The sequence below is a fragment of the Faecalicatena sp. genome (assembly GCF_058819085.1).
Map to the genome: position 1 here is coordinate 1 of NZ_JBZUUL010000025.1, position 13,220 is coordinate 13,220.

Genomic DNA, 13,220 nt, shown 5'->3' on the forward strand with positions numbered 1-13,220 from the left:
TCAGGTTACAGTGAATCCGAAGATGGAAACACTGAACGAAGCACCAATTATCACAGCGACCGATAAAACAATTACAGTCGGTGATACCTTTGACCTAAAAGCAGATGTAACAGCAAGCGATAAGGAAGACGGTGACATCACAGCAGATCTCGAAGTTGTGAAGAATGAGGTGGATACAACCAAAGCTGGGGTATATGAAGTAACCTACAAGGTAACAGACAGCCAAGGAGCATCCTATACAACAACAATTCAGGTTACAGTGAATCCGAAGATGGAAACACTGAACGAAGCACCAATTATCACAGCGACCGATAAAACAATTACAGTCGGTGATACCTTTGACCCAAAAGCAGATGTAACAGCAAGCGATAAGGAAGACGGTGACATTACAGCAAATCTCGAAGTTGTGAAGAATGAGGTGGATACAACCAAAGCTGGGGTATATGAAGTAACCTACAAGGTAACAGACAGCCAAGGAGCATCCTATACTAAGACGATTAAAGTCACAGTCAAAGAGAGAAAAATATCAACACCAAATACGGATAAAGAGAAAAAGCCGAATAACGGTGGAGATAAAATAAACAATACAGGCAATCCAAAAACAGGCGATCAGACAAATGTAGGTCTATTCACTTCTTTATTAGTCATCAGTGCATTAGGTATCGCAATTCTAGCGGTATTTAAGAAAAAGAAAGCCTTAGAGCATAAATAAGGTGTTTCTTTAAAAACATGGAAAGATAAAGAGATAACAGGCTGTTGTGTGTTATCATAAGCAATTTTTATACCGTTGGAGTGAACCAGCCCCTCGCCAGCTTGCTGGCGAGGGGCTGGTTCACTCCATCGGTTGGGCGAGCCTGCGAGCCGTTCAAAGCCCCCGTTATCTAACAAGGGGGGCACAAGAAACAAGAAACACTATACACTAGCAGGCGGAAAACGCTGTATTTATAAGGTAAAATCGCATTTTACATGGCGTGATATAAATTATGCCATTATCACTTTGAAAAATTGAATAAGACATAAGAAAGGCAGTTGATTTCAAACAAGAAGTTGATTGTCTTTTTCTTTTGAAGAAATTTAAGTATAGGCAATTATCAGTACATGGTAGTTGCCTTTTTGATTGGAGGAATTTAAAAATGAATGATAAAAACTTTATTGAAACATTAAGACAAAAACGTGAGGAGTACGGAGTAACACAAACAAGACTTGCTGTTGCTTGTGGTATTAGTCGTGAGTATTATAACCGCATTGAAAAGGGAAAACTTCCATTGACGGAAGAATTGAAAGAAATATTGGAAAAACAGATTGAGCGTTTCAATCCAAAAAAACCATTATTCTTATTGGTTGATTACTTCCGTGTTCGCTTTCCTACTACGGACGCATTGGCGATTATCCGTGATGTATTACAACTGAAAGCAGATTATATGCTTTATGAAGATTATGGAAAATACGGATATGAAAGCAAATATGTACTTGGTGACATCAATATCATGTGTTCCATGCAAGAACATTTAGGTGTGTTATTGGAATTGAAAGGCAAAGGCTGTCGTCAAATGGAATGTTATCTATGGGCACAGGAACGCTCATGGTATGACTTCATGCTGGATTGTATGACGGCTGGTGGTGTGATGAAACGGCTTGATTTGGCTATCAATGACCGAGCAGGAATATTAGACATTCCAAAGTTAAAGGCAAAATATAAAGCAGGCGAATGTGTTTCCTATTTCCGTATGCAGAAAGATTACAGCGGTACAGAGAAATGCGGTAGCGATACACCAAAGAACACAGGCGAAACCATATATCTAGGCTCAACAAGTAGTGAATTATATATGTGTGCTTATCAGAAGAATTATGAGCAGTACGTCAAGAATGGCATAGAAGTTGAAGATACGGAAATAAAGAACCGTTTTGAAATACGTATGAAGAATGAGCGAGCCTATTATGCGGTTGTAGATTTACTGACCTATCGGGACGCTGAACGCACCGCTTTTTCTATTATCAATCATTATGTACGCTTTGTTGATAGAGAGGACGACAAGCCAAAAAGTCAATGGAAAACAAATGATGATTGGGCTTGGTTTGTAGGGGAAAACAGAGAGCCGATACGCTTAACCACAAAGCCAGAGCCTTACACTTTACAAAAAGCATTGCATTGGCTACAAAGACAGGTCGCACCTACGATAAAAATGGTACAGGCATTAGACAGGGAGAATCATACAACGATACTGAAAGATATGATTGAGCAGGCAGAACTCAAAGAAAAACATAAGCACCTATTACAGTTAGAAAAATCAACCATAGAAGAACGTATAGATACCGCTGTTCCACAAGAGAATGACGGTATTTTTTAATGTGATTAGAAAATTTCAGATTTAGTCAGCAAATAACTATTTTCATTCCCTATGCGGAGTGAAGAAAGAAAAATGAACCTTTTTCATCAAATCTGCAACAATACGGTTACTTGTGTACAGATATGGTGCGAGAAAGGAAAATCTAACTATTTTTGAAGTGAGGTCATTAAATCTTTATTTGGCGTACAGATACGGAGTGTAAGAAGAAATTGAAATTATTTTGAAAATCTGCAACAAAACAAGGTTTCTATTCCTTATATGGAGTGAAGTTGAGGAAATCTAAACTTTTTTCGAAAATAAGTCATTAAATCGGGGATTGCTGTCCCTATATGATGTGAAAGAAGAAAAAAGTTTTGGAAAAATGACAGAGATTCATGATTAGTGGACAGTGTTCTATGAAAAGAGAAAAAAATATCCTCATTTTGTATTCAAACAGGCAGTAGCAGTTGAGTATTGGTGTGAAAAGAAGAAAATACTTTATTTTCAACTTAACAATTTATGGTTTCCGTTCCCTATATGGAGTAAAGAAAATATTTCATTCCATAGTTGGCAGTAACGGTATGACATGGGTAGTTAGGGTGTGAAAAAAACAATCTTTTTTCATCATCAACTTAACAAAATGACAATTTCTATCCCTATATGGTGCAGGAAAAGATTTTTGAACTTTTTTCTATTCCAACTTAGCAAAGGGACGTTTGCTGTACAGATAGTAGTGAAAAGGGAATGATTTTCTTCTTTCGTGTTCTTTGACAACTGAATAAAGCAATTCAATACGTTTGACAGGCAGCGAGCCGTTGAAACAAATACGCCATGACCTTTTCCCTGCAAAAGCGAGCGAATATTGTTTGTGTTCCTGTAAAAGACTTGTTCTCTTTTATCGTCACGACCTGTGCTGTCAGATAATGATACTCCCGTACAGCCACAGCCTGAACGCTCCGAGCGTCGCACGCAATGGGTACGGCTACATAAGAACTATGCAGAGGTGGAACTCCTGTGGGCTATGACAAAAGCCGTTGAATTGCTTAGAAAAATTTTACGGAAGGGGGTATGTGTTATTGCTGATACTGTAAAAACAATTCAAAAGAAAAATAACAAAGGTGGCATTGGCAACAGAGGAAAGACAAAGATTGTTGTAAAAGAGCATTTTTCCGAAAAGGGAAAGACAATGGAAGAACTTCTAACTGATGTCATGCTGGAAAAAGCAAAGCAGACAATCGCATAAAATCGGTGCAGTTGTAAGAAATAGATTGAATGATAAAAAGAACCCGTGCTATACTTTACTTGCAAGCAGGTATTGTAAACACGGGTTAGTTATAAAGGAGGATAACTGACAATGAAACAACAGATTTACAATACTGCACTTTATCTTAGGTTGAGCCGAGATGATGAATTACAGGGCGAAAGCTCCAGCATTACCACACAGAGAAGTATGTTGCGTTTATATGCAAAAGAACATCATTTGAACGTGATTGATGAATATATTGATGACGGCTGGTCGGGAACAAATTTTGAAAGACCGAGTTTTCAAAGAATGATTGAGGATATAGAGGCAGGAAAAATCAACTGTGTTGTAACGAAAGACCTTTCTCGACTTGGCAGAAATTATATTATGACAGGACAATATACAGAATTGTATTTCCCCAGTCATAATGTCCGTTACATAGCGATTGACGACGGTGTGGACAGCGAAAAAGGCGAAAGCGAGATTGCACCATTTAAGAACATCATCAATGAATGGGTAGCTAGAGATACAAGCCGTAAAGTAAAATCTGCCTTTAGGACGAAATTTGCAGAGGGTGCTCATTATGGTGCTTATGCTCCGTTAGGATATAAGAAACACCCTGACATCAAAGGCAAACTGCTGATTGATGATGAAACAAAATGGATTGTTGAAAAAATCTTCTCCCTAGCTTATCAAGGTTATGGAAGTGCCAAAATCACAAAGATACTGCGAGAAGAAAAAGTTCCGACAGCGTCATGGCTGAATTTTACAAGGTATGGTACTTTTGCACATATCTTTGAGGGCAAACCCGAAAGCAAGCGTTACGAGTGGACGATTGCTCATGTCAAGGCGATATTGAAAAGTGAGGTTTATATAGGAAACAGCGTTCACAATATGCAGTCTACGGTATCGTTCAAGAGTAAGAAGAAAGTGCGTAAGCCCGAAAGTGAATGGTTTCGAGTAGAAAACACGCATGAGCCGATTATTGACAAAGAAGTGTTCTATCGTGTGCAGGAGCAGATAAAATCAAGACGCAGACAGACAAAGGAAAAGGCAACGCCGATATTTGCAGGGCTTGTCAAGTGTGCGGATTGTGGCTGGTCTATGAGGTTTGGAACGAATACAGCAAATAAGACACCTTACAGTTATTATGCTTGCAGTTTCTACGGACAGTTTGGCAAAGGTTATTGTTCTATGCACTATATCCGCTATGATGTGCTGTATCAAGCCGTATTGGAGCGATTGCAGTATTGGGCTAAGGCAGTACAGCAGGACGAAGAAAAGGTATTGAACAAGATACAGAAAGTCGGCAATGCAGAGCGAATACGGGAAAAGAAGAAAAAGGCAAGTGCATTAAAGAAAGTCGAGAACCGACAAAATGAAATTGACCGTCTGTTTGCGAAAATGTATGAAGATAGAGCCTGTGAGAAGATAACGGAACGAAACTTCATTATGCTGTCGGGAAAATATCAAAAGGAACAGATAGAACTGGAACAGCAGATAACCAACCTAAGAGAAGAACTAAGTAAAATGGAACAGGATATGATAGGTGCTGAAAAGTGGATTGAGTTAATCAAAGAGTATTCTGTACCAAAAGAACTGACAGCACCGTTATTAAATGCAATGATAGAAAAAATACTCATTCACGAAGCAACAACGAATGAGGATAACGAAAGAATACAGGAAATTGAGATATACTACCGATTTATTGGAAAAGTAGACTGATAAAGAGGGTTCATATCTTTAACTAAGGGAAACCGGAATTGCTCTTCCAGAATTGGCGAAGATCATCACGCTTTCCGAAATCTTTGATGTGAGTGTCGACTATCTGGTCAAAGATTATATAGAAGAGGAGCAAAAGAATCCAGGGATACAGGGCAGGGAGGCCGGGGAAGGGACAGAAGCTGAACAGGTTGAAAATTCCAGTCAGTCAGGAGATTCCAGGCGGTCCGGACATTTGAAACAGGCTGAAAATCCCCGGCAGGCTGAGCTTGAGGAGACGGTAGAAGAAATCCGCAGCTATATCCGCGGATATGAGTACACGAGTAAGACAACAATCGGGGGGATTCCTCTCGTATCCATCAAATTTTCACGCAGACTTGGCAAAAAATGTGTGGCGAAGGGCATTATTGCGATCGGAAATATAGCCGTTGGGGTGATCAGCCTCGGCGTGATATCTGTAGGTGTCTTCTCGCTGGGCTGTTTTGCCTTTGGGCTGCTGGCACTGGGGGCGATGGCTGTAGGCATTGGTGCGGCCGGGGCTTTGGCATTTGGAGTTCTGGCTGTGGGTTCGGCGGCAGTCGGGATCTATGCAGGCGGGGTTGCCGTCTACGGAAAAGAGATTGCGGTGGGAGTTGCAGCCTGTGGAAAGACGGTAATCGCAGAACAGCCGAAGGGAGTGAATGAGCTTCTATACTATCAGGGGATCGCAAAAGAGACGATCAGGGCATTCCTTTTGGAGCATCACCCGGATCTGTGGAGACCATTGGTGGATTTCTTTACTATGGTGGGAACTCATATCAAATAAGAGAATATAAGGGCGCAGGAAAGCAGAATTAGCATATTTGCTTTGATTCAAAAAGAAAGCAGAGGGAAGAGCAGATTGGATACGAGGCGGGAAAAAGGGAAATGATAATGGTAGAAATAGGGAGGAGACAAGAAGCGTGAGACAAAATGAACCTAAGAACCGCTTGAGAGACAGATTTAGAGAAAGATTCAGAGAGATGTTCAGAAATACGTTTAAAAGCGGCTTCACAAGAGATACGTTTATCCGTGCACTGAGAATCGCCATAGGAAGCGGCACAGCTATATTTGCGGCATCTGCTTTACATTTGGAATTCGCCGCCTCGGCGGGAATGGTGACCCTTCTGACCATATTGACCACAAGGTGGGAGACATTAAAACTCTCAGCAGCCCGCATCGGGACGTTTGTCATGGCTGTTGTTTTATGCCGCATCGTATTCGTGCAGGGGCTGGATGACGGTGCAGCGTTTGCCGTGTTTGTATTTTTTCTGATAATATTCAGCGACTGGATCGGCTGGAGGGTGACGGCATCTGTAAATGCGGTGATCGGCACTCACTTTTTATCGACCCGGGATTTCAGTATTTCCTTCATATTAAATGAGTTTCTGATCCTGATGATCGGCATTTTGATCGCGGTGATCGTCAATCTGTTTCAACATAATGGCAGACAGAGGGAGCGAATTGTCAGCGGCATCCGTGATGTAGAAGCTGATTTCAGGGAGGTTTTAGAAAAGCTGGCCTGTGATCTGTCGGATAGACACCAGATCCCGGAAAAAGACGAACAGCTAAGGGATTCCGTCTGGGCCAGACTAGACCGGCTTGAGCAGAGGCTGGAGGAATATCAGGAGCGCTCACGGATCTATCAGTATAATACGTTCCAGTCCCATACCAGCTATTACAGCCGTTACTTTGAGATGCGTTCCAGGCAGTGCAAGACACTGAAAAGCCTGCACTCTGAGTTAGAAAAGATCAGGAAAATGCCCGGTCAGGCCAAGATCATTGCCGGATTCATCCGGTACCTGGTGGAGCATGTGACAGAGATGAATGACCCGGATAAACAGCTAAGGCGTCTTAAGGAGCTGTTTGAGGATATGGAGCAGCAGGAGCTGCCGCGTACCCGTGAGGAATTTGAAGGCCGGGCTGTCCTGTATCACATCCTGATGGATCTGGAAGAGTTTTTACAGTTCAAACGTCAGTTTGTGGAATGCATTGATGACACGCAGTTTCAGATCTATTGGAAAAAGGCTGTAGAGAAACGCAGCTCTTCCAGTAATGCCTGAAGATTATCAACCGTCCTTCTGTCAATATAATGTTCGATTTTTTCTACCTGTTCTAATTCATTTTCTGAATGATTCAAAAAGCAGAGGAAATCATGCAGGACATCGTGCCTGTAAAGCAGATAATTTCCTGCTTCACGGCCTTTGGGGGTCACAGTCAGATACCCATACTTTTCAAATGAAAGATACCCTCTTTCCTTCAAAGCATTGACCATCTTTGAGGCGGAAGAGGGTTTTACATGCAGCTGCGCAGATAATTCCTGGATCCGGACAATGCTCTGCCTCTTCAACATCCGGCAGATCATTTCCAGATAATCCTCCATGGAGGCGGTAAGATCATCGGTATTATGAAGCTCATATCCTTTTTGCGTATAAAAATCATTTCTATCGTCCATGAATCGTTTCTCCTGTTCTTTGAAAAACTCCTGTTTCAGATCAGTCACACTTTTTCAAATCTTTAATATTATAGAAGCAGGAAAGAAAGTTTCCTTATCCTAAATTCTATGACAAGGCGGTGACGCTTATGAAAAAGGAACACAGTTTATATGACATACAGCCGGGGCAGAAAGCAGTCATTCAAGAATTAAAGACGGATGAAAGTATCCACAGACGCCTTTTGGATATCGGACTGGTAAAAGGGACACAGGTGGAGTGTGTAGGGAAAAGCCCGGGTGGGGACCCGTATGCATTTTTAGTACGCGGAGCAGTGATCGCTATCCGTTCGGAGGATTTAAGAAAAATTATGATACAGATGCCGGAGGGAGCATGAGATGTCCAGAGAAAAAGTAATTGCGATCGCGGGAAATCCAAATGTAGGAAAGAGCACGGTTTTTAACAGTCTGACAAATATGCATCAGCATACAGGGAACTGGCCGGGGAAGACGGTTGCGAATGCAGTAGGATACTGCCACACAGAAGAATATTCGTATCGGCTGGTTGATATTCCGGGGACCTATTCCCTGATGGCGCATTCTGCAGAGGAAGAGGTTGCACGGGATTTTATCTGCTTCGGAGATGCGGACGCAGTAGTTGTTGTCTGTGATGCGACCTGCCTGGAGAGGAATCTGAACCTTGTGCTTCAGACAATGGAGATCACAGACCGGGTGATCGTCTGCGTCAATCTGATGGATGAAGCAGAGAAAAAAGGAATCCGTGTAAAGCTGGATGTATTTGCAGGGCAGCTTGGTGTTCCGGTCGTTGGAATGGTTGCACGGGACAAAAAAGGCTTAGATGAGCTGCTTCATGAACTGGATCAGATGATGCATTCAATAGAGGGCGAGGTAAGGGCTGCCAGCGTTGAGCCAGCAGGAGCCGTAAAATGTGAGAGATATCTGGTACGATACCCGGATGCTCTGGAAGAGGCTCTTGCGGTCCTGGAGCCGATCGTATCTGAGGCACTAAAAAGGCTGGAGAAGGGCAGGAAGATCCGTCTGGATCCCCGGTGGCTTGCCTTGAAACTTCTGGATTACGATACGGTTTTAGGGGAACAGGTGCAGTCTTACCTGGGAAAAGATATTTCCCAGATACCATCCGTAAAGGAGGGCTTATCCGATGCAAAAAAGAAACTGGCGGATGAGGGCTTTGATAAGTCAGGTCTGGAAGAGGAAATCGTATCTTCAGTCATGCTGACAGCGGAGAGGATAAGCAGCGGGGCCGTAGAGTGTGTTCAGGAGCGCCCTGATGCGAGAGACCGGAAAATCGACCAGATATTAACGGGCAGGCGCTTAGGCTATCCGATTATGGTGGTACTGCTTATGGGGATTTTGTGGCTGACGATCGTGGGCGCAAATTACCCGTCCCAGGTTCTGTCAAAAGCCCTTTTTCAGATTCAGGATCAGTTGACACGCCTGTTTCAGTACCTGGGTGCACCTCCATGGCTTCACGGAATGCTGGTTCTGGGCGTATACCGTGTCCTTGCCTGGGTAATTTCCGTCATGCTTCCTCCGATGGCGATCTTTTTCCCGCTGTTCACCCTGCTGGAGGATGCAGGATATCTTCCTCGCATTGCCTACAATCTGGATAAACCTTTTAAAAAATGCTGTGCATGTGGAAAACAGGCCTTAACCATGTGTATGGGATTCGGCTGTAATGCGGTTGGAGTGACGGGCTGCCGGATCATTGATTCACCAAGGGAAAGGCTCATTGCGATTCTGACCAATTGTTTTGTTCCGTGTAACGGGCGTTTTCCGACTTTGATCGCTATGATCACGATGTTTTTTATCGGGACACGAGGCGGTGCGGGTGCGTCGCTTTTGTCTGCATTTTTTCTGACTCTGGTGATTCTTTTAGGTGTGGGAATGACATTTCTGGTATCCTGGCTGCTGTCCAAAACCATCCTAAAGGGCGTGACCTCCTCCTTTACCCTGGAGCTGCCGCCCTACCGCAGGCCCCAGGTCGGCAAGGTGATCGTGCGCTCTGTGTTTGACAGGACTCTCTTTGTCCTGGGGCGTGCAGTTATAGCGGCTGCCCCGGCAGGGCTTCTTATATGGGCCTCGGCTAATATTTTTATCGGGAATCAGAGCCTGCTGAACTATTGTGCAGCAATGTTTGACCCGTTTGCAAAGCTGTTTGGACTGGATGGTGTGATACTGATCGCATTCATTTTGGGCCTTCCGGCAAATGAAATCGTCATCCCGATCATCATCATGGCCTACATGTCCCAGGGAAGCATCCTGGAGCTGGGGGATCTGTCGCAAATGAGAACGCTGTTTGTCAGTCATGGCTGGACCTGGGTGACAGCGGTATGCACCATGCTGTTTTCGCTGATGCACTGGCCCTGTGCGACAACACTTCTTACGATAAAAAAAGAAACAGGAAGCTGGAAATGGACAGCTGTGGCACTGCTGATCCCTACCTTGGCGGGAATGCTGATCTGTTTTTTGGTTGCTCAGACGGCAGCTCTGTTCATGAGATAAGTGTTCATGAGATAAGTATTCATGGGGTAAGTGTTTATAGGGTAAGTGTTCATATGATACTGGCCGGGGCATAGAGACGGAGGAAAGGCTGTTTGAAAACTGCTGTTCCTAATTCAAAGCAGAATTTTGAATAGCCTTTCATTGATATGCCCGGCCTTTATATTTCATCAAAATGGGCAGATTGCTTCCGGCTGGCGTCCTGCAAAAAGGAAAAGCTCTCTCATCATCTTAGAAAATGTCGGATTTATATAAATTTATGAAGTGGTATTTTAAGAAAACGGCTCTTAAAATAAGGATAGCATAAAAGAACCGGGATCGTGTCTTGATATATACTATCGAAAAATAAACCGAGGATTAAGATCGTGACAGAGGACAAGGAGGAGATACAGGATGAAATTAACGCAGCTTAGAGTAAATCATGTGGAGACACCGATGGGGTTCCAAACAGCTCCGCTGAGTTTTTCGTGGAAGGTAGAAGAGGCAGGAAGTGCTAAATATCAAAAGTCAGCCAGGATTAAGGTGAAAAAGGGAGAAGATGTGCTCTTTGACAGCGGAGAAGATATGTCTGCGGACAGCATGGACTACCATGTGGACATGGATCTGTTACCTCGTACAAGATATCAGTGGTCCGTCTGTGTAACAGCGGATGATCAGGAGAGTGTCTTTGAAGAAAGCTGGTTTGAGACAGGGAAAATGGAGGAACCCTGGCAGGGGAAGTGGATCACTCCAAAGCTTGAGAAGTCCGTACAGCCGATTCTTGCCAGGAAATTTGTCATCAGTAAAGAGGCTGTCAATGCCAGATTATATCTATGCGGCCTTGGTGTCTATGAGGTTTACATCAATGGGAAAAAGGCAGGGGATGAATTCCTTGCACCTGGTTATCACTCCTATGATTTTCATCTTCAGGTACAGACTTATGATGTGACGAAATATCTGAAAACAGGAACGAATGAGATCCAGATCTGGCTAGGGGACGGATGGTTTAAGGGCAGGCTGGGATTCGACGGAGGACATACCGACCTGTATGGTGACCGGTGTTATGCGATCGGAGAGCTTTATATGGAGCATGCGGATGGCACAGAGACACTTTTGTGTACGGATGAGAGCTGGAAGAGCAAGGCTTCTCCGGTCATCTTTAGTAATATCTATGATGGGGAGGTCTATGATGCGCGCCTGGAGGGGAACCAGGACTGGGAACAAGTAACTGTATGCAGACCGGAAAAATGCGGAGAGCTGTCAGACAGATACAGCCTTCCTATCGTGAAAAAAGAATGTTTTCATGTGAGGGAAGTGATCAGGACTCCGAGAAATGAATTGGTGTTTGACTTTGGACAGAACCTGACGGGATGGGTGGAATTTGACTGTCATCTTTCGGCAGGAACAAAGATCAAACTGACGGCATCGGAGATCATGCAGGACGGCTGTTTTTATCATGATAATCTGAGAACTGCAAAGACAGAATTTACCTATATATCTAACGGGAAAAGGGCTCATGTCAGACCTCATTTTACATTTTATGGATTCCGTTTTATGAAGGTAGAATGTGAGGAGCCCGTAGAGGAAAGGGATTTTACAGCATATCATTTAAGAAGTGATTTTGACCAGACGGGATGGATTACGACGGGAGACCAAAAAGTGAACCAGCTGTTCTCAAATGCACTTTGGAGTCAGAAGGATAATTTCCTAGATGTGCCTACCGACTGTCCACAGAGGGATGAACGTCTGGGCTGGACAGGTGACGCTCAGGTCTTTTCGGAGACAGCATGCTATAACATGTTCATGCCGGCTTTTTACAGAAAATATCTGTGGGACATGCGTTCGGAACAGAGCGTTTTGGATGGCTCCGTGCCCAATGTTGTGCCCAGGCTCAAGCAGGGGATGGTGGCAGAGCACGGGGCCTGTCCGTGGGCGGATGCAGGGGTGATCATCCCGTGGAATGTGTATCTGCATTATGGCAGCAGGACCCTGCTTAAGGAGTGCTACCCGGGAATGAAGGCATGGGTCGACTGCCAACGAAAAAGAGAAGAAGCATTGGGAGGCCCTCATCTGATCAAGGACGGTTTTCATTTTGCGGACTGGCTGGCACTGGATAATGAACAGCCAGGGCCATTCGGGGCGACGGACCCGTTATTTATTGCAAGTGCTTATTATTACAAAGGTGCGAAAATAGTTTCCAAGGCAGCAGAAAGCTTGACCGGTGAGCAATATCAAAAGGATGCACGGGAATATGGAAAACTAGCCGAAGAGATTCTTAAGGCGATACAGGAGACGTATTTTGATGAGGATGGCTGCTGTATATTAAGGACACAGACCGGGTCAGCGATTGCCATTGAATTTGGCCTGATACCGGAAAACAGGGCAGAAGAAGGCAAAAGACTGGAGAAAATGGTAAAGCAGAATGGGGTACATCTCAATACCGGATTTGTGGGGACAACGCTTCTTAGCCCTGCGCTTACCCATACAGGACATCATGACATGGCTGTAGACCTGCTTTTGAATGAGGAATTTCCGGGGTGGTTGTATTGTGTCAACCTTGGTGCCACAACGATCTGGGAGAGATGGGACTCTGTGCTTCCGGACGGAAGGATCAGTGAGGAAGGAATGAACAGTCTAAACCACTACAGCTATGGAAGCATTGAGGCATGGATGTATGGTGACGTGTGCGGGATCCGTCCGCTTGCTCCGGGGTTCAGAAAGGCGGTGATCGAACCGCATCCAGACCAGAGATTAAAATACGCCGAATGCAGGCTGGATACGGCGGCAGGAATCTATGAGAGTAAGTGGAACTGTCAAAATGACGGGACCGTGACATATGAGGTACAGATTCCGTTTGATGCCAGTGCAGTGATGAGATTTCCGGATGGAAAAAGTATCGATCTTGGAGCAGGAACCTATCAGTTTGTAAGATAAGACATTTTGGGGGAAAGGAATCCAT

General features: G+C 44.1%; 10 protein-coding genes. 9 read left to right on the plus strand and 1 reads right to left on the minus strand.

Annotated elements, in window-relative coordinates:
- The 6 genes from AC4OGX_RS12555 to AC4OGX_RS12580 form a co-directional block, all read left to right on the plus strand.
- On the plus strand, positions 1–712 hold a 712-nt coding region (locus AC4OGX_RS12555; RefSeq protein ID WP_493330877.1), incomplete at its 5' end, for an LPXTG cell wall anchor domain-containing protein.
- Between the two features lie 421 nt (positions 713–1,133).
- The gene (locus AC4OGX_RS12560; protein ID WP_493330879.1) at positions 1,134–2,348 is read left to right on the plus strand and encodes a replication initiation factor domain-containing protein; all 1,215 of its coding nucleotides are present in this window, start codon (positions 1,134–1,136) and stop codon (positions 2,346–2,348) included.
- Between the two features lie 889 nt (positions 2,349–3,237).
- A complete protein-coding gene (locus AC4OGX_RS12565) occupies positions 3,238–3,570 on the plus strand; it encodes a hypothetical protein (RefSeq protein ID WP_493330880.1) in 333 nt (110 codons plus the stop codon).
- Between the two features lie 111 nt (positions 3,571–3,681).
- Complete coding sequence (locus tag AC4OGX_RS12570) at positions 3,682–5,295, plus strand: recombinase family protein (protein ID WP_493330881.1); 1,614 nt, start codon at positions 3,682–3,684, stop codon at positions 5,293–5,295.
- 52 nt (positions 5,296–5,347) lie between these two features.
- Positions 5,348–6,097, plus strand: coding sequence for a helix-turn-helix domain-containing protein (locus tag AC4OGX_RS12575; protein ID WP_493330882.1), 750 nt, complete (start codon positions 5,348–5,350; stop codon positions 6,095–6,097).
- A 136-nt stretch (positions 6,098–6,233) separates the two neighbouring features.
- Positions 6,234–7,373, plus strand: coding sequence for an aromatic acid exporter family protein (locus AC4OGX_RS12580; RefSeq protein ID WP_493330884.1), 1,140 nt, complete (start codon positions 6,234–6,236; stop codon positions 7,371–7,373).
- Here the strand turns inward: AC4OGX_RS12580 and AC4OGX_RS12585 are convergent.
- Positions 7,325–7,765 (minus strand): metal-dependent transcriptional regulator, encoded by a 441-nt coding sequence (locus AC4OGX_RS12585; RefSeq protein ID WP_493330886.1) that lies wholly within the window; start codon positions 7,763–7,765, stop codon positions 7,325–7,327. The genes AC4OGX_RS12580 and AC4OGX_RS12585 overlap by 49 nt on opposite strands.
- 128 nt (positions 7,766–7,893) lie before the next feature.
- Here AC4OGX_RS12585 and AC4OGX_RS12590 point away from each other — a divergent pair, with 128 nt between their 5' ends.
- The 3 genes from AC4OGX_RS12590 to AC4OGX_RS12600 all read left to right on the plus strand — a co-directional run bounded on the left by AC4OGX_RS12590 (position 7,894) and on the right by AC4OGX_RS12600 (position 13,195).
- Positions 7,894–8,139 carry a FeoA family protein gene (locus AC4OGX_RS12590; RefSeq protein WP_493330888.1) on the plus strand — a complete coding sequence of 82 codons (246 nt, stop codon included), beginning with the start codon at positions 7,894–7,896 and terminating at the stop codon, positions 8,137–8,139.
- Position 8,140: 1 nt separating this feature from the next.
- On the plus strand, positions 8,141–10,285 hold the full coding sequence (feoB, locus tag AC4OGX_RS12595) for a ferrous iron transport protein B (protein ID WP_493330890.1): 2,145 nt from the start codon (positions 8,141–8,143) through the stop codon (positions 10,283–10,285).
- A gap of 390 nt (positions 10,286–10,675) precedes the next feature.
- On the plus strand, positions 10,676–13,195 hold the full coding sequence (locus AC4OGX_RS12600) for an alpha-L-rhamnosidase (protein WP_493330891.1): 2,520 nt from the start codon (positions 10,676–10,678) through the stop codon (positions 13,193–13,195).
- Positions 13,196–13,220 lie beyond the last annotated feature (25 nt).

What these genes read in the sequence shown, in the direction of transcription:
- AC4OGX_RS12560 (WP_493330879.1), top strand. Translation starts at nt 1,134, where the DNA reads ATGAATGATAAAAACTTTATTGAAACATTAAGACAAAAACGTGAGGAG.
- AC4OGX_RS12570 (WP_493330881.1), top strand. Translation starts at nt 3,682, where the DNA reads ATGAAACAACAGATTTACAATACTGCACTTTATCTTAGGTTGAGCCGA.
- AC4OGX_RS12585 (WP_493330886.1), bottom strand. Translation starts at nt 7,765, where the DNA reads ATGGACGATAGAAATGATTTTTATACGCAAAAAGGATATGAGCTTCAT.
- AC4OGX_RS12590 (WP_493330888.1), top strand. Translation starts at nt 7,894, where the DNA reads ATGAAAAAGGAACACAGTTTATATGACATACAGCCGGGGCAGAAAGCA.
- feoB (WP_493330890.1), top strand. Translation starts at nt 8,141, where the DNA reads ATGTCCAGAGAAAAAGTAATTGCGATCGCGGGAAATCCAAATGTAGGA.
- AC4OGX_RS12600 (WP_493330891.1), top strand. Translation starts at nt 10,676, where the DNA reads ATGAAATTAACGCAGCTTAGAGTAAATCATGTGGAGACACCGATGGGG.